The organism is Butyrivibrio sp. XPD2002 (genome assembly GCF_000423945.1).
Lineage (GTDB): Bacteria > Bacillota > Clostridia > Lachnospirales > Lachnospiraceae > Butyrivibrio.
Genome location: NZ_AUIY01000012.1, coordinates 157,015 through 177,370, shown reverse-complemented (window position 1 = coordinate 177,370; position 20,356 = coordinate 157,015). Strand labels below are relative to the sequence as shown.

Genomic DNA, 20,356 nt, shown 5'->3' with positions numbered 1-20,356 from the left:
ATTTTTACTGAATTATACAAAAATCAAGAACATGTCAAATAAAGTTTTCATTTATGAGGCTCCTCCGATATTTATGTCGGATTGCTTCCAAAAAACACCATTTCCTTCGAAAGAAGCGAATACTACTTTCTTTTTATTAACCGGAAATACCCATAATAAACGAAAAAGCAAGCTTAATCGTCTTGCTTTTCTTTTTCTCATCTCTATATATTTGATATCATTAGTATCCAATTATTTATGTTATTCCTCAACTCGCATCGGTATCTCTACTCTTAAAAGAGTGGATGATATATTAGGTGTATGAGGAAGATAGATAACATCTACTCCAAAGGGTTTTAAGTCCTCTTCGGTCTGTTTCCACCTTTCATCTCCCTTCCAATCATCACCTATAAATACCACATCAAATTTATACTTTTTATATGTCTCAACCTTATCAAGCGTATCAACAATTATGCATTCAGACACGCTCTTAAGATTCCTAATTATCTCAGCCCGATCTTCCTGGGGAATAACCGTTTTCTTATTCTTATATTCTTCAACAAGGGCGTCGGAGTTTACTCCTACAATCAGTCTCTCACATTGCTTTGCAGCATTATTAATGATGTGTAAATGCCCGATGTGGAACATGTCATATACGCCTTGTGTGTAACCGATTTTATACATTTTGGTGACTGTTACCTCGATAAGCTTTATTGATAATTATTTGAGTATTATAAAAGCGCAGCTTACGCTGCGCCTTTAATAATCGTTTAGTTAGTTACTGCTTTATTCATACACTGATCATAATACTGTTTTGCTTTTTCTTTTGATAATTTATATAATTTTTCAAGTTTAGCTAATATGATTTCCTCCGCTATACCATCTTCAATCTTATCTTCTATGAATATCAGTATCCCCTGCTCTATGCCTTGTTCTATGCCTTGTTCTTTGCTTTGCTCTATATCATCCTTCATTAACTCTTTTAATGCTTCGCACATAGTCGTTTCCCTCCTTATTTTCTCATATAACTCATAATTGGCAGATACACTAACCTGCAAAATAGCATCCACGTTCATCTGATCTGCCTTATTGTTGATTGTAGCCGAATCACTGATAAATTTCCTAACAATAGCTTCATCTGCATTTTTGTTCAATACCTTTAACGCGACAAAAGTCTCATCTTCCAGTTCATCAATAGCCACAATCTGGGTAGGGATATTTACTATTCCACTAACATAATACACGCCTTTATATTGCTCTACAAGCTCTGCTCCAAGTTTACGAAGTTGGTCCATAAGCTTATTAGGATGTTTATCTCTGAAAATAGATATAGACATATCCAATACATCTATTTGATTGACTGTCTCAGCATACCCTTTGTAAAAGCATGCATATCCGATAGTTTTATAAAAATCATCTATTGTGAGATTATCCTCAGGGCTTTTATACTCAACTATATTATGCTTCCTGAATATTCTACCTATGGCGTTGTTGATAATAGCTTTGCTATTCTTTTTGATAATCAAAAGATCCATTTTAACAGGCTCTTTTGCCAGCGTATGCTCCGGAGTAAATTGTAGCATTTGCCTATATTGGCGAAACTCAAATTCCATGCCCGCATAAAATCCCGGATGCCACTGAATATTACTGTTTTCTTCCATTTTTCCTCCTTTATGGTTTGTATAATTCAAATAACCATAAAGGTCGAAGAAATAGTGCCCCCAACACCTTTGCACCAGAGAGAAATAGCATAAACCTGCAAACAACAATTCCTGTTCAATATAAATAATTAAATGGAACTAATTGAGCGATTTGCTCGGATACCTTTATGGTTTTTGAACAGCAATCATATTAGTGCGTTAATTTGTTTTTGTCAAATATTATTTTGATTATTTTCTCGCGCCGTGCTTCGCCATGTCACAGTTAAGCAAAGCCCCTGTAACTCCCCCGCAATGAATGAGTCATTGCTCTTTATGTCCATATCCGTACGTCAGGCGGCATGGCAGCTCTGATTTTCAGATACTTCCTGGCTGTCTATCAATGCGTTTATGTAATCTATGTCAAGTTGAATTTTCGCACAATTATCTAAATATTGTACATAATAGTATATTATCACAAATATATTGTACCAACAACAAAGCAACTTCACTAAATTATATTAAATTTATATAAAATATACCTAATATAGAGAAAATCTCCATATTAGGTATATCGGTATGCATTATCAAATTGTTTAATGTATTTATTCTTCTAACATTTTCAAAATCCCCCTCCGGAAACCGTATCTATAACATTATACTTAAACTTATATTTTCCTTTTCCCACTCCTTCTACTGGAACAATGATTTTTAGTTCATTTCCCATCCTTTTCAAATATGAAGTTGCAGTAACTTCTGAGCATCCAAGAATTTCAACCACACGAGAATTCCCAAAAACTCCCGTACCAATCTGCTCATATAACTTCAACATATTTTGCTTTATATTTTTTGAAAACCCTGAATCCAAGATTTTTTGCTTAAAATCTTTGGTTTCACTCTCAATCCAAACATTTTTCTTTGGTTTGGAGCCATTTTTAATTTCATAATATTCCTCATTTACTGGAATAACGACAGATGTAATATTATCATTCACATCAAAGGTCTTATAATATAAATCCGGTGATCCATTTTCCCTCATAGATCTCTTAGCTTCCCCTATACCAGTTCCAAAAGATTCAATGATTCCTAATGATTTAAACATATCTCTTAGTTCCGGATTTTCCGTATCTCTTTCATTAAAAAAAGTTCTTTCATTCAGATCACTGATTCGTATAGGCGGTAGCGGTTTATTGTAATTAACTATATTAATCTGTTTTTCAGATACATATATCTGAATCGGTTTTCCATTTTCATAGTTATTATGAACGATTGCATTTGCAAGTAATTCTTCAAGCGCTATAAAAGTAAAATTCTCTATTCTTTTATTATCAGCACTTCCATCAACTCTTATTACAAGCTCATTTAAGAAATTGCTGTTTATATAGTCCAGCGCAGTATAGTACTGCTTCCATACCGCTCCTTTAAAAACTTTGGACTCCATTTTTCTCTTGGTTCCAAACATATCAATTATGCACTCTGTATATGCATACGGTACGATTTTTTCCGGATGAGAAGAAAACATCAAGACAGCGAAATTCTTTACCCTCATTTCGCTAGGATCATTTTTATCTACTAGCGCAAGTACTTTTGCTAACTCTCTTTTATCCAGGTCCTCACTTATTTGTCTTTCGCTGGTTTTAGATATATATTCGCGAAGAAGATCTATATCCAAATCATCAATTGTTGCTCCTGTACTCACAATAGAGCTGTAGTGGAAATTTGAAAACTTACGTAAAAGATCATATTCTTCATCAACTCTTGCAAGTCTTGTGTCCGCTTCAATTCTTACATATCTCCCCGGCTTAAGATTTATCTTTTTGTCCTTCTCCGCTTTTTCCGCAACCATAAAAGGTCCACCAGCTTGTCTCATAACAATAATAAGCAGGTAATTCAATCCATCAAGTTTATTCGATATCACTTCAAAAGCAACATTCGGATACAGAAATGACCGCAACGAATTAATAACATTTTTGCATTTTTCCATGCGTCCTTCCGGTATTCCTTTTATTGGAATTACTGGTATTGCCTTATTATCTTCACTATTTTCTTCCTCAACACCAATAAAGAGGTACTGAATATCATTGTTGTAGTAATTATTCCCGTATGCACAGATAGTCTTTAAAATCTTATCAAGCTGCTGTTCTGAGGCTTTATACTCTACATATGAGCACTCAGCAGTCCTGGTTTTCAAAATTTCATTTGCACGTTTTTTTATTTGTCTGTAATCCATAAAAACCCTCCGAATACAAAGAAATTATATACCAATCCAAAGTTATCGTCAATGAAACCAAAGAAAAAGGCACCCTGCAACCACAGAATGCCTTCTCATAATTATTATTTTATGGTCTCTACCATCCCTGTTGCTGCCTTCTCATAGTCATAAATTTCTCAACAACCTTAGCCATAGCAATAGATTCCTGGGATGTCAACTTATAATCTTTGCCTCCGGTCTTGTTGATCTTGCCAAGAAACTCCGCTATCTCATACCTGAATCCGCTGGTTCCAACAAATGGTGATTCATAATGATCCACTTTATTAGGATCCTCATAACGGACATCGAAGCTCTGAATAAGCCACCAAGGGGATTGAGCCAATATATATCCTTCTGTTCCGGATATTACCAGCTGGCCTTCTGATTTTACTCCGGCACCTGTCTTGGACGTAGCCATTCTATCCTTATAGATAAACTGTACTCTGGTGAATCTGTCTATGCCGCCTTCTCCGAGGATAGAATCAATCCTTACATCCTCATAATCCATTCCAAACAGTTTAAATATAGGCAGCATAGTGTAACTACCATATTCCATAAACGCGCCACCGTACTTAGAATCAGCCATCTCTCTTGAATTCTTAATTCCAATTCTGGTAAAGCAGGCATCTATGTCGCATATTTCGCCTATTGTTCCGTTTGTGGCAACCGTAAGAAGTTGCTGGAATCCCGGCAGATACGCTGCTCTTATTCCTTCCATCAGCACAACATGATGATCATGAGCAAGCTGATAGAGCTCCACTGCCTCATCATAAGTAAAAGTCATAGGTTTTTCACACAACACATGCTTATCCGCAAGGATGGCCTTGCGCACATAATCAGCATGTGTCTCATTTGGCGATGCAATATACACTGCATCTACTTCATTTAAAAACTCGTCGAAATAATCTGAAAAAGTAAGAACAGGGTAATTCACTGCGAAATTACTAAGGCTTATCTCATCCGGATTATATGCTGCAACCGCCTCAATACCGGATACGTACTTGACCTCGTCCATGAATCTGACAGCAATTCTTCCGGTGCCAACAATGCCAAGCTTAATAAGTCTCATTCTGTCATGTCTTAAAAATGTTGATGATATATTTGGGGTTCTCTCAAGATATACTACATTGCAGTATTGTTTTAGATAATCGAATTTTCCTTCCCAGTCAGAGCCGAGAACAAAGGTGTCGATTCCATATTTCTGGATATCCTCTACCTTCTGGCCGACGTGATCCTCAACTATAATTTCGTCAGCAAAACCGGTATGCCTTACATTCTCAATCCTGGTCATAATGGGATCAACCAGATTGAGTTTTCCTCTCTGACGGTCATAGTATTCCGTGGTTACGCCCACAATAAGATAGTCCCCGAGCGCCTTGGCTCTCTCGAGAATACGGTAATGCCCTTCATGAAAAAGGTCAAATGAACCATAGGTTATTACTTTCTTCATTAGATTACCCCTCATAATCTCGTGCAACACTTATCTGTTTGATAGAAAGTTTTCAAATACCCTGCTTCTTGTTATGCTTTCGTTACGCTCTATTTTATCACAATTTCGTACAGATATACGCTTCGCAAATTCCTGAAATTCGTATCTCAGACCATCGCCTTCATATGCGAATTCATACTTATCTATTTTTCGTGGATCCTCATATCTTACTTCAAAGTATTTTGTAAGCCACCAGGGCGAAGGTACAAGAATGTATCCCTTCGTTCCTGAGATTAGGAGCTGACCCTCGGATTTTACAGTAAGTCCGCATTTTGCAGTTGCAAATCTGTCACTATAGTTAAAATGCGCCTTGGTGTAGCCATCAACGTTTCCTGCTTTTATAGTTTTATATTTGATATCCGTATAATCTGTTCCAAGGAATCGGAATATAGGAAGCATTGTATAGGTTCCAAATTCTGTGAAAGCTCCACCGGTTTTCGTATCCGTAAGTTCCCTTACATTACCTTCTGTAAGCCTCGTGAATGCCGCCTCAACGTCAACTACCTCGCCAATTGCTCCGCTTTCTACCACTTCACAGAGCTTCTTAAATCCAGGACTATAAGCCGTCTTTACTGCTTCTATCAGAACAAGCTTGTTATCTGAAGCTATCTCATATAATGATATCGTCTGTTTTTCGCTTAAAGTTAAGGGTTTCTCACAGATTACGTGCTTGCCGAGCTCCAGAGCTTGCTTAACATAGTCATAATGAGTTCCATGTGGTGAAGCAATATAAAGCGCATCTATAGATTCTAAGAACTTATCTATCTCAGAATATGCCTGATCTATACCATTATCTTTTGCAAAAGTCTTTGCGTGGTCTTCGTTAGGATTATAAACTGCTGTGAGTTTAATATCTTTCACCTCAGCTATTTCCTTCACTGCTCGTTTTGCAATTCGTCCGGTTCCTATCATTCCCAGATTGATCATAATTGTCACCCATTTTCAAATATGCTATTACACCCTATAAGGTATAATTCAAATCAAAATGATCGTATTTATACCCTATAGGGTGTATTTTCTTTCATATAACTTTGTGTTTTCTTTTGAATAAGAATAACACTTATTGTTCCTTTTCTTTTGCAATATCTGCAACCAACTGAATTACTATATCCTTCGAAAGTCCAGTGTTTTCAGAAACATAATCAACCTCACTACCTGTCTTCAAAAGATTCTTCGCTATTCTTGTAGCAACATTTTCTTCTGCTTCATCATATATAAGCTTTTCGACCTTAGTCATCATAAGTACCTCCTTAATGTGTCTTGCATCATCCTCTCTTATAACCTTATCAGAAAAGACCATCAGACACTTTAAAACAAAAATCATTTTCTTATCGTCTTTTATCCCCTTGGCAAGTTCTATCACTTGTCTAATCGCATTTTGTTTTGATTTTCTTTCTTTAAAAGCAAGCGGATAAATGATCAATTGCATAGTTTCTTCAGCAGAAATATCCTCACCAACGGATATCTTACTTGATATATTTTTCCAAGCTTCTTCATTATCAAATTCAGAAAGAAATGCTTCAGTAACTTTAAACTTCACGCTATCCATGTCTAATTCAGGATTAGTAGTTCCTCTCTCAACATCTGCTGTGTAGATAACTATCATTCTTATCTTCGGAAATATCTTATGATCATTATACAATCTTTTAGATGCCCTAACAACGTAGTTCAAGTATTTATGCAGGTTATCACGACTGTAATCACTTTCATAATCCACAAGCGCATATGATTCATCTTCCAACAAAAACAGATTGTCCATTCTAAGCTCATTCGCTTCTATCGCAGGCAAGTTTGTGGGTTCTACCTTAACTATCTTAGGAATGTCTATCCCATATACAGCAAAGCTTTTCCCTTCAAATTCCTCTGCCATAACTTTGGATACTATATCCCTATTTTGATATGTTATCTTAGTTGTATATTCTCCTTTCCCATTATTCTGTGTTGTTTCTTTTTCTGCCATTTTTCTCATTCCCATGCATCTCATTGCATATGAATGAACATTGAATAATAGCAAGAAGCAATCCAATAAAGGGGTAATAAAAGAATTACATAACTGCAACTAACATTATCATTAACACTAAGTGGAATAAATGAGCGATTTGCTCAGATGTCTATTCAAAATGCAATAAATGCATAACATATATTCGTTGCTCAGCAACGAAAACAAAAATAACACATTTATTGCATTTTGTAAATAGCTTACTTTTTATGATTTATACTTTTCTCACATCATCTGCATTGAACTGCAATTTCACCATAGTCCCAAACATTTCAATGGTGGTATAAACTATTCTCCTGAAAGTATCAACCTCTGTAACAGTGAATATCTGATCTTCATAAACTCCCAACTCATCCACCACATTGTCTCCGGGGTATATACCAATATCAGCTACTCCCTTAAGAAGATTTGCACTCCCTATAGCTTCCTCATTACTCTCTATATCTGATACCCACGGAAGCTTCGGATCACTCTCCGTCCAAAGACCGAACTTCAATTTTCTCTCTTTTCCGAAAATATCTGCCTTAACAATAGCACGTCTTCTGGAAATGTCGAACTTTATAACACGGTTACTATATTTCGAAAGCGGTCCTATTATGTGCTCTATTCTTCCATTACCGGCACGCTTAATAAGACTCACTCTCATAAGTCCATTTTCCATTAGAGAATCAAGGAACTTCTGATCTTCCTTCTCTATAGGAATAAAGAGCTTAGTTCCATCTTCCTCTTCAGCGCCAAGAACCCTTTTAAATTCCGGCACCTTTTTTAAAGCCTTAAATACTGCATCCGGATTTTCTGTATCAACAAAGAAATACCCCGGGAATAATCGTCTCAAATGAATTGTTGCTTTACCCTCTTTTTTCCTTACATCCTCGAACATGGGAATAAATAAGTTATGAAAGCAACTCGGATCCGCCGTTCTTTTGAAATATTCCATAACAAGCTGCTCATTGTCACTTTTTGTCTGAACTACATACCACATTTCTCATCCCCCATTATCTATAGAGAAGTCATATCTTATATTTTATAGCGCAACATATGACATTTAAAACAAGTATATCTTATAGCAGAAACTTAATTTCATCCAGAATTGTCTTGAAATCTATCCTGCATTTTCCATCATATAATCCAATTGGAACATCATCACCAAAGCCATATATTGAAACATCAAAGTCATGAGCAAAATCATATACTATTATTTTTTGCTTATCAGGATCAACTATCCAGTACTCTTTTACCCCGGCCTTTTCATATTTTGAGAGTTTTAGAGTCATATCCTTCTTTTTAGTAGAATCCGATAATACTTCTACCACAAAATCAGGAGCCCCGTATACCTTCTGCTTTACTATTTTGTCTCTGTCACAGATTATCATTACATCTGGCTGAACCATGGTCTTATCATCCTTATCAAGTTGCACATCACAAGGTGCAGCAAGAGGGATGCACTTACCCTTTTTTGAATTGATATAGTTTTTTATCTGACTGAAGATTCCAAGCGCTATGAATTGATGCGTAGTATATGGAGCACTCATGTCATAAAACACTCCATCGATAAGCTCAACTCGCTGATCATCCGGAAGTGCATAGTAATCGTCTAATGTATACTCCCCCTGATTTTTCGCTTTTGTATGTAAAACATTTGAATGAATATTTCTACCACTATTGCCAGCTCTGCCATATACCGGCTCTGCTTCCTCGACTCTCCCGGAAGGTTTTTCCACACCAAGAACTCTCTCCAAAGCCTTTAAAGTATCATAGCGGGGAGATTTTGTAACTTTACCCAATACTTTTTGCACCGTACCCACCGGTACTCCGGACAATCTTGCAATCTTCTCATATGTTAGTCCCGTCTCTTCTTTACGTGCAATCATCTGATCTATAGTCATAGTAAATACACTCCCTTCATAATGGTAGCAAGAATTTCCATATCCATTATAGCGCCATATCTCTCCATTATCAATCCATATATGGATATCCATTGCCATATAGTTCAAATCCATAAAACATATCAAAACACTTTTTTGAAGTTAGAAAAAAAACGTAAAAAGAGCGCAAAAAGAGGCGCCCTCCCTCATGGAGAGCGCCCCAGCATAATTGAGTTTGATTAAATTTCTTATCTTTATGAACCGATTGATTAGCCCTGAAGGAGTGACATAACACCCTGTGTACTCTGGTTTGCCTGAGCCAGCATGGACTGTCCTGCCTGTGCGAGGATGTTGTTCTTGCTGTAGGTAACCATCTCGTCTGCCATATCTGTGTCACGGATTCTGGACTCAGCTGCTGTTGTATTCTCAACTACGTTATCCAGGTTCTTGATTGTGTGCTCAAGTCTGTTCTGGATAGCACCGAGTTCTGATCTCTGAGCTGATACCTGCTTGATAGCATCTTCGATAGCATCGATTGCGTATGTTGCTGCGATACCTGTGCTGTCTTCTACTGTGAGGTTCTGGATTCCGAGGTGTGCAGCTGTCATGGTCTGGATGTTTACGCTGATCTTGTTGGTCATGTCTGCATCAGATCCTACATGGAGGCTGAGGCCGAGGTCCTTAGCTACCTGAGCTGTGCTCTTCTGGATACTGAACATATATCTTGCACCAATACCACCGGTCTTTTCATCCATCGCAGGGCTATTATCAGGCCTCTTTGTTGTATTAAGTTCAACCTTTACTAGCTGCTGATTCTTGGAATCTACGCCTACTCTGTTAGCCTGAACAAGTGCGTCTTTAACCTTTGCTATAGCTGTACTTACATGTATGTTCTTATCAAGTGTCTCAAGAGCGGCTGTTCTTGTGGGCTGTCCTTCACCAACGCTTACCTTGGATCCGTCTACAACCTTCTGCTTGATTTCATCTACTGTGAACTCTTCTTCACCGAATTTGAAGATCAATTCACTAGAATCTGAAGAACTGTTTGCTACTACATATTCTGTGCCATCTATAACTACTTTATTTCCTGCTGCTGTTCCGAGCACCTCAATTGATTGCTGAATTGCACTTACTGTATCCTTATCCATATAGATGTGATACTCTTTTCCGGCAATCTTTACATTGGTGTCATTCTTAAGATCCATTGTGAAGGTTCCGTAAGTTCCTGCATCTGCAAGAGTTCCCTCAAGACCTGCGTCATGAGCTACCATGTATTTATCGTAAAAACCGTTTCCGCCTTTAAGGAGATAGGTTTCATTGAACTTTGTTGTCTCTGCAACACGGTCAATTTCTGTTGTGAGCTGTCTGATCTCGTCCTGGATGGACTTACGGTCTGTCTCACTATTTGTTCCGTTAGCTGCCTGTACTGCCAGTTCGTTCATTCTCTGAAGCATATCGTGTACTTCTGTGAGTGCACCTTCAGCTGTCTGTACTGAACTAATACCGTCATCTGCGTTTGTTGATGCTCTGTCAAGACCTCTCATCTGCTTTCTCATCTTTTCTGAAATTGAAAGTCCTGCTGCATCATCTGCTGCTCTATTTATTTTGTATCCTGAGGAAAGTTTTTCAGAAGATTTTGCCTGACCACTTGTTGTAATGCCAAGCATTCTATTAGAATTCATCGCCGTCATATTATGCTGGATAACCATATTATACCTCCATGTGGGTGCAGTTCCTCCTATAATCCGTATAGTCAGAGACTGCCTGCTTGATAAAAAAATTCATTACTAAAAGTTTCTTATTAAGTTGAGTGCGCTCCCACATCGATCATCCTTGACGATGTTTGTATTTGTTTTACACTCTATATATCGTTTTCTTTTCCGAGAACTTAACCCCTTTTTTGAAATTTTTTTGATTTTTTATTTCAAAATTGAATTTAAGGCATAACAAAAAGCCCTAAAACGCAGTATTTATCTGCATTTTGAGCTTTTCATCAATTGAACAATTTTCTTCAAAAACTTACAAATAATTTCATTTTATTTGCTGTTTTCATCACTAATTGCTACTAAAATTGCTTCCTTAAGACTCTCACAGTCCTCCTGAAGATGTGAATAATATTCCCTGGCATTCTCAAAAACAGGAATCGCTTCCTCATTATTTCTTATCATGAACTGATAATCCGGAATGGAATAGACATCCTCTACCCAGAATTCCTCAAGAAGAGAATTAACTGTTGTAGCATAGATTTCCGCTCTCAATATATCCAGCTTCTTTAACTTATTATTATTCTTCTTATCCCTTATATCCTGGTATTTACTCACATTAAGGAGCTGTGCGCATATAGTCGCAATTTCGTTTGAATTATTTTTTATCCTATCAAGATCATCACACCATCTTTGGAGTTTAGCTATTGTCTCTACATGCTCCTCTTCCGTCTCAGCTCTTGGTATATTTCTTATTGTAGTTTCAATGTCATAGCTCGTATCTTCAAACTCTGTCGCAACTTCTTCGAGAGTCTTGACCTCAGATCCCCGTATTAGGGCACCTCCTTCAGTCGCATCTATAACTCTGAGTTCCGGATTAAGCATTATTCTTCTTTCAAAATAATCCCTGAACTCTCTCCACATGGCGCAGGACTGCACTGTCCCTCCAAGTGCTCCCGGAAGCTCTATTGTTTCGAGATTTCTGGCATCATCTCCTCCGGAATCGTTGTTGTCTGCGTGGTGTTTTCCATCGAGATATGCCATATCCTGGCCTATCAGAACAATCGTCTTTATCCCCAGCTTCTCACATGCATAAAAACAAGCTCCGGATACATTCCCTCCAAGGTCAAGTCCTCCAAGGTTTGCCTCCACCTTTTCTCCAAATAGAGCTTCCTCATAATGAAGAGCGTGAAAATATATACATCTCCCCTTAAAAAGCTTCTGCGATTCACTATTGGTCTGCATAGAGCACAGCATAGGTATTTTCTCTGCCACCTTATACTTCAGGAACGATGGATCCTTTACCGGCTCAGCGGAGAGCACCAGATCAGGCTCAATTCCATGGTCATCAAGCACATTGAGAGCTCTATCACTACTCATAATAAGTGCATGCCCCTTTATCTTCTTAAGAACATCAACATTCTTATTAAGAGACGGTCCAGCGGATACTATCACCGCAGGTATTCCATCAGGAAGAGCCTCTCTTAAATCGCGAAGAAGCGCAGCCTCTCTCATATGTGTCCAGGCATAAAGTCTGCACTTAAGGCTTGCTCTCCCACGTCTCTTCTGATAATTGCGTTGCCCAAGCATTATCACCTTAAGAGCCTCACAGGCTTCATCAAACTCTGCATTAGCCGCATAAAAAGGTGTTGTTATAGCCCCGGTCTCGGTATTAAAAGTAACAATATCCATCATGGTCTCTGCAACATAGAGCCCCCTCTGCTGTTCATTAACAAAGAGCATGACTCTGCTGTTACTGATTAAATCCGTTATATCCATAAAGCAACATATGTATGCAAATAGGTCTTCCTGTGGTTCAAATATATAAAACATAGTGTCCGGGCGCATTTTTTTCATAAGTGCCCTAAGATGATAACCTGAACCCAACCCAAGCATAACAACAGTTGACCGTCTGTTTGCAAATTCAAACCTCTCTGCCCACCTTGATGCTTCATAGGTGGGATCATATTCGCTGTTCATCCTGAGATCCTCACCGCCCGGTGCTGCACTCTTAATAAAAAGGATGGGTTCGCCATTTTTTGCGTAATCCATCCTATAAATCGCATCCTCATCAGCGTTTATCTGCGGAACGAAGCCGTAACGCTTTTCGAACACACTAAAATTCTTTTTTCTTAATTCTTCACTTTTTTGAAGCATTGCATCCCCCACACAATTACTCAAATATTCATCCAGTTAATATCACCTAATCCAGCTGATAATCTCCTCGTTTAAATCGTGATGAATTATGTCTGCCGCGAGTATCAAATCGCCATTCTCATTCGCCACTGCAAGCCTTGCAAAATCCCCCTGCCACTTTTGAAGTTTATCTGCATTATCTGGGGTTAATTTCCCGCTCTGCACAAGTAACTCTGTGAACGTCACAAGCTGTTTCATAACAGGCGCTACCATCTCTGCTCCACCCGGTTTTCTTTGGTAAATGGTGTCAGCAGCCTTCTCGTTATTTCTGATTATCTGGCGTCCCAAATCTTTTATACTTTCCATTGTCACACCTTCTAAATCAACCCTTTAATAAAATAAGCCTATCTAATTTTCATGAGTTTTATAGAAAATCTCTAACACAAATACTAAGGTTCTCATATATCCCAACTTGTATAGATTCGTCAAAATCATATACCTTTGGACTTACCTCTTCTTGTAAATTATATACCGTAGTTTTTTCGTCCATTGGATTAACTATCCAATATTCTCTTACCCCGGCCTGATGATACAAATTCAATTTATCAATATAATCATGAGAATAATTACTTGGCGAAACCACTTCAATAATCCAATCCGGGGCACCGGTGCAACCTCTATCTGTCAGCTTATTTTTATCACAAATAACACTAATATCAGGCTCAACAACAGTATCTTTAGTCACATCCAGAAGAACAGCAAAAGGAGCCGGATATACTTCGCAATCTCCATTATTTGAATCAATATAATTCGCAATTCTCTGAATCATCTTTGTCGTAATCTTTTGATGTATTCTATTTGGAGCAGTCATATTATATATATGCCCATCTATAAGTTCCACAAATTCTTCTTCGACGCAGTTATAAAAATCTTCCACTGTATAATATTCTTTATTTTCAATAGGTAATGGCATATCACTCACCTCCGAAATGAATAGTCACACTTTTCATTTAATATACTGAAAATTATACCATTTCAGTCTATCATTTGAAAAGGCTCTCCCAAACGGAAGAGCCTCCACTTTTTATCAATCCCCTCATCCGCCCCTTCAGGGCACCTTCCCACCCAGGGGGAAGGCTACTTTTTATCCTTGCAGAAGTGACATTACGCCTTGTGTGCTCTGATTAGCCTGTGCAAGCATCGACTGTCCTGCCTGGGAAAGTATATTATATGTTGACAGCTTGACCATCTCATCTGCTATATCTGTATCTCTGATTCTGGATTCTGATGCTGTGGTGTTCTCAACAACGTTATCCAGGTTCTTGATGGTATGCTCAATTCTGTTCTGAACGGCACCAAAATAGCTTCTTACTGCACTCACCATCATAATGGCATCGCCAAAATCATTTATTGCATCTGTTGCATTCTCAGAGGTGAGCACATTTGTATCAGTTAGCCTTAGAGCACCACTACTCATGTCATAGAGATTAACCTCAACCTTATTGGTCATGTCTGCATCTGTTCCAAGGTGAAGAGCCAGTCTCTCATAGTGACCTCTGTTATCTACTTCATCATCCTTTAATGCTGTATAATTAACCTTCTTACTAACTATTACTACAGGCTGAGCATCCTTATCTGCTGATTCTCCAAGTATTGAAGAACCGCCTGTATTCAGTGCACTTGTAACAAGTGAACCTGCACCGCCAAGACTTTCATAGGTAAGTCTTCTTACAAATTCGACAGCGCTCATTTTCCCTTCTTTGAGTGGTGCTGTACTGCCACTATCAATAGCATTTTTTAGCTGCGCTTCAGATATTCCCATGACATCTGCCATTACATCCTGAAAGCTGTCATCACTATCCATTAATTTCTGGAACATCTTATTTGCACCATTAAGAAGGTTGGACTGTGTTACATCATTTCCATCTGCTGCCAGATAGCTCGCATAAGCTGCTGCCAGATATCCGTGTCCATATTCTCTGGTATCAACTGTATAATCTCCGCCCCTGCTTAGATAGTCATGGATCAGATTATCTTTAGAACTATCATCTGCACTCGATAGTCCGCTTGCTATATTGGAGAGTTCATAGTTCCATCCGGTAGTATAACCGCCACCTGCAAGTTGGGCAGTTCCTTCAACAAACCATTTTGGAAAATCCTCTGCTCCGCCCTCTCTACTCATTCTCTTAGAAAGAACGGTATCCATAATACCATGCATTACTTCATGGGCTATAGTAGATTCCAGCTTCTCCATCTGGCTATCTGACAGATTTATAGACGGAAAATCATCCTTATCCACTGCCATGAGTAACGATCCCGAGTAAAATGACTGATCACTGTTTAAAAAGGCTGCGCTCATATAAGCAAGTGTTTTGCCCACACCATCAATATATTGAATACTAAGCCTGGTATTATATTTACTTTTATCATCAGCTGCCAGCTCTTTTAATTTATCTCCAAGGGATGAAAATTTGGTAAGTATCTGATCGACCGCATTTGGAAAATACTCATCCGTTATCTTAGTAGCAATCTCCTCCAAAGCATTCTGTGTCTTTGTATCTGGTCTTATCTTATCAAGTCTTGGAAGTATTCCATTCTTGCTAAAGATCATTGTTTCGTTAAACTTAGTTCTTGCTGTTATGGAGTCGATTTCTTTTTTTAACTGAACTATTTCATTGTTTATGGCCTGTCTATCGCTATATGAATTAGTTCCATTCGCAGCCTGTACTGCAAGTACATTTCCACGCTGCAGCATATCATGAACTTCATTAAGAGCTCCATCAGCAATCTGAACAAGGGATATACCATCACCGCCATTTGCAGAAGCGCGGTGAAGTCCTCTCATCTGCCTGCGCATTTTCTCAGATATTGAAAGTCCTGCAGCATCATCTGCAGCACGATTTATCTTATAACCGGATGAAAGCTTTTCTGAAGACTTAGCCCTGTTTGTGTTCACAAGCGAGCTCTGTCTGTTTGCATTTATTGACTGTAAATTATGCTGTATAACCATATCGTGTCCCTATCATCCTGCCCTATATTTTTCAGTTACAATATGGTTATCGGAATCAATCGCGTAAAACTTAACACCAACGAAGAAGGCTCCCCCTTTCGGGAGAGCCCTCTCTATGGTTGTACTTAATGTACGTCTAGTATCGCTAACTGGATTAGCCGAGGAGTGAAAGAACGCCCTGGTTACTCTGATTAGCCTGTGCAAGCATTGACTGACCAGCCTGAGCAAGAATGTTATTCTTGCTGTATGTAACCATTTCGTCAGCCATGTCTGTATCACGGATACGGGACTCAGCTGCTGTGGTATTCTCAACAACGTTATCCAGGTTCTTAATTGTGTGCTCTAAGCGGTTCTGAACAGCACCAAGTGCGGATCTCTGAGCAGATACTGTCTTAACAGCATCTTCGATTGCATCGATTGCATATGTTGCAGCCATACCTGTGTTGTCAACAACGTTCAGGTTCTGGATACCAAGATTCTTAGCTGTCATTGCTTCCACGCCGATTGTGATCTTATTGGTCATATCTGCGTCAGCACCAACATGAAGCTGGAGCCCAAGGTCCTTTGCAACCTGTGCAGTACCCTTCTGAATAGAGAATGTGAACTTACCTTCATCAAGAGCTGAACTTGCAGTATTTGACTCAACCTCAGTTCCATCCTTATCCTTAGCTTTAACCTTTACACTACTCTGATCATGAGCACCCTCATTAGAGTTAGTAGGATCAACACCAATCTTATTAGCCTGAAGGAGTGCTGCAGACATCTTGTTAACAGCTGTAGCAACAGAAATGTTCTTGTCAAGATTTGTATCAACAGCTGTTCTTGTCTCTGCACCATCTACAGATACCTTTGCGCCATCAACAATCTTTGCCTTAATCTGATCTACAGTGAATTCTTCTTCACCGAGCTTGAAGACATCTGTTGTTCCATCCTGTGATGCCTTACCTTTAACATATGTTGCTCCATTGATGGTTACAGAATTAGCCTTGATTGTGCCATTTTCTTCAACAGTTTTCTGAATAGTATCAATTTCATCCTGTCCTGCCTTGAAAATGTGGTAATTCTTTCCAGCAATTGTCTTGTCAGTATCAGATTTAATCTCAGCTGTAAATGTAGCAGACTTTCCGCCATTCAAGTTATCAGCAATAGTTCCCTCAAGACCAGCGTCATGAGCTGCCATAAATTTATTTCTGTATCCAGTCTGGCCTTTAAGTAAGTAAGTCTCGTTGAACTTGGTTGTCTCAGCAACACGATCGATCTCGGTTGTCAGCTGATCAATCTCATTCTGGATGGATTCACGATCGGATGAACTGTTTGTTCCGTTAGCTGCCTGAACTGCAAGTTCATTCATTCTCTGCAGCATATCGTGTACTTCTGTGAGTGCACCTTCTGCTGTCTGTACGGAACTTACACCATCATCGGCGTTAGTTGAAGCACGATCCAGACCTCTGATCTGCTTTCTCATCTTTTCGGAAATTGAAAGACCTGCTGCATCATCTGCTGCACGGTTAATCTGATAACCTGATGAGAGTTTCTCGGCTGACTTTGACTGTGAACCAGTTGTTACTCCGAGCATTCTGTTAGCGTTCATCGCTGTCACGTTGTGTTGTACTACCATAATATACCTCCTTGTTTGTGTACGCGGCAAATCCTTTTGCCGTAGTAAAAAATATTGAATTGTGTTTCTTCGATTCGGATATCCGGTGAGCGGAGTTCCTAGGCTGCTCTCTCCCTGTTATCCTACTATATCACAAGCGCGCTTCTTTGCGTTCCGTGCCACAAAACATGCGTGCTTTGTGTTCTTACATACATTATATCGGATGCGTTATCATAAAGTTAACCCCTTTTTTCAAAAAAAATATAAATTATTTATAAACTATTATAATCTGCCTAAAGAGCCTTATTTTAAGCGATATTTTTCATGTGATCATATCATATTTTGATCTATAATATCCTGCACCATACGGTAACTCTTTTCATTGATATGATTTACTTCGGCATAATGTTCCCATCTATTTACTACACTTCTAATCTGTTCAATTACATTTTTAATAGTACTATCTTTTACGCCCATATTCCTTCCGGCAGCAAATATATCTTCGCGGGTTATATTTATACTTTTCCCATTTATAGTCATCTGATGTGCCTTAAGCCATCTATTATCAGGATTATATGAAAATGTGATATCATACGCAGGTGAAAGTGACCATCTGCCGCTTCGATCCATCAAAAAAGAAATATTTTTAACATGATCATCCTGATTTACTGCCACCACATTAAATACCATTCTCTTGAAAAGTCTCTCCACATCAGATATTCCCAAATGCATTTCGTTCATGTACATAGCAGCCTGTTCATAGCTACATAATCCTGGGACATTGTAATCTATATGCCCTAGCGCTCCAAGCGTTTGCATATGTAACCTTTGCCCATTTACCCGATCAAATCTTTTAGTCATAAAATGGTTTCTGCCGTTCTCTGATAGAATTCGACACTCTTCCATATCTATTCCAGCCTCTTTTGCCATCTGATGATAAGCATATTCAATTAAAGTATATTGGGCAGAATCTTCCAGTCCATGATCACCGTTTTTACCCACACCATCAAATTTTATAAGCCAATAATCAAATCCATCTCCGGCCTCTATCTGTCCGGATCTTATCTCCTTTGTTTCCTCATTCCATGCGATAATTGCTTTAGCTCTGGCTCCCCCCGCCGATGTTCCAAGCTGTAAAAGCTGAGCATATGACATATCCTTGTCCGCATCTAATACAATATCTTTTCTTTTGTTCAAAACTGCGGAAGCAAATTTCACCATTTCATCTACATCAATTTTTTCATCATGCACCGTATCCGGTCCCACCGCCGGTACATACTCAAGAGCTCCCATTCCGCGGGCTCCTGTGTAGCACAGCCTATCTATTACATTAAAATCACTCTCACTTTTTCCCTGTGCTGCCAGCCACGAGCTTATAACTGCATTTCCGAATTTATCAGGAAGAGAATCTGCAATAAGCCCGGGAACCCCTTTAAATGCATCACCAATATCCGTGAATCTGTAAACTCTGTTAGATATTGGCATCTTAATCGGAGATAGCTCTATATCTCTTGCTCTTGCGAACTGTATAAATTCCTTATCATATTCGAAGTCGGCAAAAACTTCATTATCTCCCAAATGAAGTGTACCAACTTTTGTTCCCCATAAATAAACTTCTGCAAATTTCATTTTTCATCACCCCATCTTAAATCTATTTCTTTGGGCTCTTTTTTTCTGACTCTCTTTTTTTCATGATGCTGTTCTTTTCTGAGAAGTACTGAGGGTCTTTTCTCCATGTCCGGTATAGCGTTATTTACGTTATCTGCAAGGCCCAATGCTATAAGTATTCTAAGAAAAGCAGATAAATTTATTTCTCCACCACTTTCAAATCTCTGAATTGTTCTAAGGGAAATACCACTCTGAGCTGCAAGCTCGCTCTGTGTCATCTCTGCTTCAATTCTATATTGCTTTATTTTTCTGTATATTTCATTAGTAAATGAGTTGATATTCATGTTACAAACCTCATAACCCAAGCATACTTTTGTTTTTTATCCGTCCTACTATTTACCATCAGTATATATTTCGAAGTCATAAAATGCAACATGTGACATATTATGCATCTCAGCATCATCTAATGCGTCACATATAGCATTTAACATTCCAAAAATCTTGCCCTCATTAATTCATTAGTAATTCATTTCATCAAAATAGCGCACGTTTCACTCTCCAAACGTGCGCTAAATAAAACTATCATATATACTTACACTTTCTGCCTTTTCAAATATTCATAAATAGGATACTTTGTAATGTACTCCTCTTTCCCCCATACTATCTCAATCTGTGCTCCCTTTCCCGTATCACTATTAATAAGAATAGGTGCGTTCAGATTAGCAGTCATATTCGTAATATCCTCTGGAACAGTTATCGTAACCAGAAGAAGCAGATTATCCTCTGTCAGTGGCTCTAAGAGCTCAACATCCGCTTCCTCAATCTGAGGATTGTAATCAGCCTTTATCGTCAAAGGATCGATAACCGGAAGTGCAATATCAGGATCATCCATAGACTGAAGATACCACAGCGCACCTACAGGCTTTTTACTGTCATGAATAAGCGCAAATTTCTGAAGATCAGGAAAGCCCACAAGCCCAAACGGCATTGTTATTATCTTCTCATCCTCAATGTCAACTTCACCAAAGATCCTGGTATTAACTTTCATTTTTATCTCCCTTCTCTAAAACCCTCATACGTTA

At 38.5% G+C, this 20,356-nt stretch carries 17 protein-coding genes; all 17 read right to left on the bottom strand.

The annotated features are described in order from the left end of the window. Positions 1-240: 240 nt before the first annotated feature. Entirely contained in the window at positions 241-663 is a 423-nt protein-coding gene (locus G587_RS0107810) for an adenylyltransferase/cytidyltransferase family protein (RefSeq protein ID WP_026491787.1), read from the bottom strand. An 86-nt stretch (positions 664-749) separates the two neighbouring features. Continuing rightward, a complete protein-coding gene (locus G587_RS21875) occupies positions 750-1,640 on the bottom strand; it encodes a hypothetical protein (protein ID WP_051200889.1) in 891 nt (296 codons plus the stop codon). Positions 1,641-2,238: 598 nt separating this feature from the next. Then, the gene (locus G587_RS21870; RefSeq protein WP_051200888.1) at positions 2,239-3,846 is read right to left on the bottom strand and encodes an RNA-binding domain-containing protein; all 1,608 of its coding nucleotides are present in this window, start codon (positions 3,844-3,846) and stop codon (positions 2,239-2,241) included. 118 nt (positions 3,847-3,964) lie between these two features. Next, on the bottom strand, positions 3,965-5,317 hold the full coding sequence (locus G587_RS0107795; protein WP_026491786.1) for a Gfo/Idh/MocA family oxidoreductase: 1,353 nt from the start codon (positions 5,315-5,317) through the stop codon (positions 3,965-3,967). Between the two features lie 30 nt (positions 5,318-5,347). Beyond that, a complete protein-coding gene (locus G587_RS21865) occupies positions 5,348-6,283 on the bottom strand; it encodes a Gfo/Idh/MocA family protein (RefSeq protein ID WP_035786065.1) in 936 nt (311 codons plus the stop codon). 133 nt (positions 6,284-6,416) lie between these two features. Beyond that, the gene (locus G587_RS21860; RefSeq protein ID WP_155829451.1) at positions 6,417-7,316 is read right to left on the bottom strand and encodes a hypothetical protein; all 900 of its coding nucleotides are present in this window, start codon (positions 7,314-7,316) and stop codon (positions 6,417-6,419) included. A 253-nt stretch (positions 7,317-7,569) separates the two neighbouring features. Beyond that, on the bottom strand, positions 7,570-8,337 hold the full coding sequence (locus G587_RS0107780; protein WP_026491785.1) for a transcription termination/antitermination NusG family protein: 768 nt from the start codon (positions 8,335-8,337) through the stop codon (positions 7,570-7,572). A gap of 79 nt (positions 8,338-8,416) precedes the next feature. Next, a complete protein-coding gene (locus G587_RS0107775) occupies positions 8,417-9,340 on the bottom strand; it encodes a Uma2 family endonuclease (RefSeq protein ID WP_330364419.1) in 924 nt (307 codons plus the stop codon). Positions 9,341-9,489: 149 nt separating this feature from the next. After that, positions 9,490-10,929: a flagellin N-terminal helical domain-containing protein gene (locus G587_RS0107770; protein ID WP_026491783.1), complete on the bottom strand. Its 1,440-nt coding sequence runs from the start codon at positions 10,927-10,929 to the stop codon at positions 9,490-9,492. A 327-nt stretch (positions 10,930-11,256) separates the two neighbouring features. Next, positions 11,257-13,080 carry a motility associated factor glycosyltransferase family protein gene (locus tag G587_RS0107765; protein WP_026491782.1) on the bottom strand — a complete coding sequence of 608 codons (1,824 nt, stop codon included), beginning with the start codon at positions 13,078-13,080 and terminating at the stop codon, positions 11,257-11,259. 42 nt (positions 13,081-13,122) lie between these two features. Then, a complete protein-coding gene (locus G587_RS0107760) occupies positions 13,123-13,425 on the bottom strand; it encodes a hypothetical protein (RefSeq protein ID WP_026491781.1) in 303 nt (100 codons plus the stop codon). A 58-nt stretch (positions 13,426-13,483) separates the two neighbouring features. After that, complete coding sequence (locus tag G587_RS0107755; protein WP_026491780.1) at positions 13,484-14,032, bottom strand: Uma2 family endonuclease; 549 nt, start codon at positions 14,030-14,032, stop codon at positions 13,484-13,486. 171 nt (positions 14,033-14,203) lie between these two features. Then, the gene (locus tag G587_RS24310; RefSeq protein WP_051200886.1) at positions 14,204-16,069 is read right to left on the bottom strand and encodes a flagellinolysin; all 1,866 of its coding nucleotides are present in this window, start codon (positions 16,067-16,069) and stop codon (positions 14,204-14,206) included. Between the two features lie 154 nt (positions 16,070-16,223). Beyond that, positions 16,224-17,687: a flagellin N-terminal helical domain-containing protein gene (locus tag G587_RS0107745; protein WP_026491779.1), complete on the bottom strand. Its 1,464-nt coding sequence runs from the start codon at positions 17,685-17,687 to the stop codon at positions 16,224-16,226. A 309-nt stretch (positions 17,688-17,996) separates the two neighbouring features. After that, a complete protein-coding gene (locus G587_RS21850) occupies positions 17,997-19,295 on the bottom strand; it encodes a type II toxin-antitoxin system HipA family toxin (protein ID WP_035786064.1) in 1,299 nt (432 codons plus the stop codon). Continuing rightward, entirely contained in the window at positions 19,292-19,618 is a 327-nt protein-coding gene (locus tag G587_RS21845; protein WP_051200885.1) for a helix-turn-helix domain-containing protein, read from the bottom strand. The genes G587_RS21850 and G587_RS21845 overlap by 4 nt, the downstream gene beginning before the upstream one ends. A gap of 248 nt (positions 19,619-19,866) precedes the next feature. After that, positions 19,867-20,322, bottom strand: coding sequence for a flagellar assembly protein FliW (fliW, locus tag G587_RS0107725; RefSeq protein ID WP_026491778.1), 456 nt, complete (start codon positions 20,320-20,322; stop codon positions 19,867-19,869). Between the last annotated feature and the right edge of the window lie 34 nt (positions 20,323-20,356).

Bases quoted from the DNA above. Each gene is read 5' to 3' on its own strand.
- G587_RS0107810 (WP_026491787.1), bottom strand. From the start codon at position 663: ATGTATAAAATCGGTTACACACAAGGCGTATATGACATGTTCCACATC.
- G587_RS21870 (WP_051200888.1), bottom strand. From the start codon at position 3,846: ATGGATTACAGACAAATAAAAAAACGTGCAAATGAAATTTTGAAAACC.
- G587_RS0107760 (WP_026491781.1), bottom strand. From the start codon at position 13,425: ATGGAAAGTATAAAAGATTTGGGACGCCAGATAATCAGAAATAACGAG.
- fliW (WP_026491778.1), bottom strand. From the start codon at position 20,322: ATGAAAGTTAATACCAGGATCTTTGGTGAAGTTGACATTGAGGATGAG.
- G587_RS21845 (WP_051200885.1), bottom strand. From the start codon at position 19,618: ATGAATATCAACTCATTTACTAATGAAATATACAGAAAAATAAAGCAA.
- G587_RS0107770 (WP_026491783.1), bottom strand. From the start codon at position 10,929: ATGGTTATCCAGCATAATATGACGGCGATGAATTCTAATAGAATGCTT.
- G587_RS0107765 (WP_026491782.1), bottom strand. From the start codon at position 13,080: ATGCTTCAAAAAAGTGAAGAATTAAGAAAAAAGAATTTTAGTGTGTTC.
- G587_RS0107780 (WP_026491785.1), bottom strand. From the start codon at position 8,337: ATGTGGTATGTAGTTCAGACAAAAAGTGACAATGAGCAGCTTGTTATG.
- G587_RS24310 (WP_051200886.1), bottom strand. From the start codon at position 16,069: ATGGTTATACAGCATAATTTACAGTCAATAAATGCAAACAGACAGAGC.
- G587_RS0107745 (WP_026491779.1), bottom strand. From the start codon at position 17,687: ATGGTAGTACAACACAACGTGACAGCGATGAACGCTAACAGAATGCTC.
- G587_RS21865 (WP_035786065.1), bottom strand. From the start codon at position 6,283: ATGATCAATCTGGGAATGATAGGAACCGGACGAATTGCAAAACGAGCA.
- G587_RS0107775 (WP_330364419.1), bottom strand. From the start codon at position 9,340: ATGGCAATGGATATCCATATATGGATTGATAATGGAGAGATATGGCGC.
- G587_RS21860 (WP_155829451.1), bottom strand. From the start codon at position 7,316: ATGGCAGAAAAAGAAACAACACAGAATAATGGGAAAGGAGAATATACA.
- G587_RS0107755 (WP_026491780.1), bottom strand. From the start codon at position 14,032: ATGCCATTACCTATTGAAAATAAAGAATATTATACAGTGGAAGATTTT.
- G587_RS21875 (WP_051200889.1), bottom strand. From the start codon at position 1,640: ATGGAAGAAAACAGTAATATTCAGTGGCATCCGGGATTTTATGCGGGC.
- G587_RS0107795 (WP_026491786.1), bottom strand. From the start codon at position 5,317: ATGAAGAAAGTAATAACCTATGGTTCATTTGACCTTTTTCATGAAGGG.
- G587_RS21850 (WP_035786064.1), bottom strand. From the start codon at position 19,295: ATGAAATTTGCAGAAGTTTATTTATGGGGAACAAAAGTTGGTACACTT.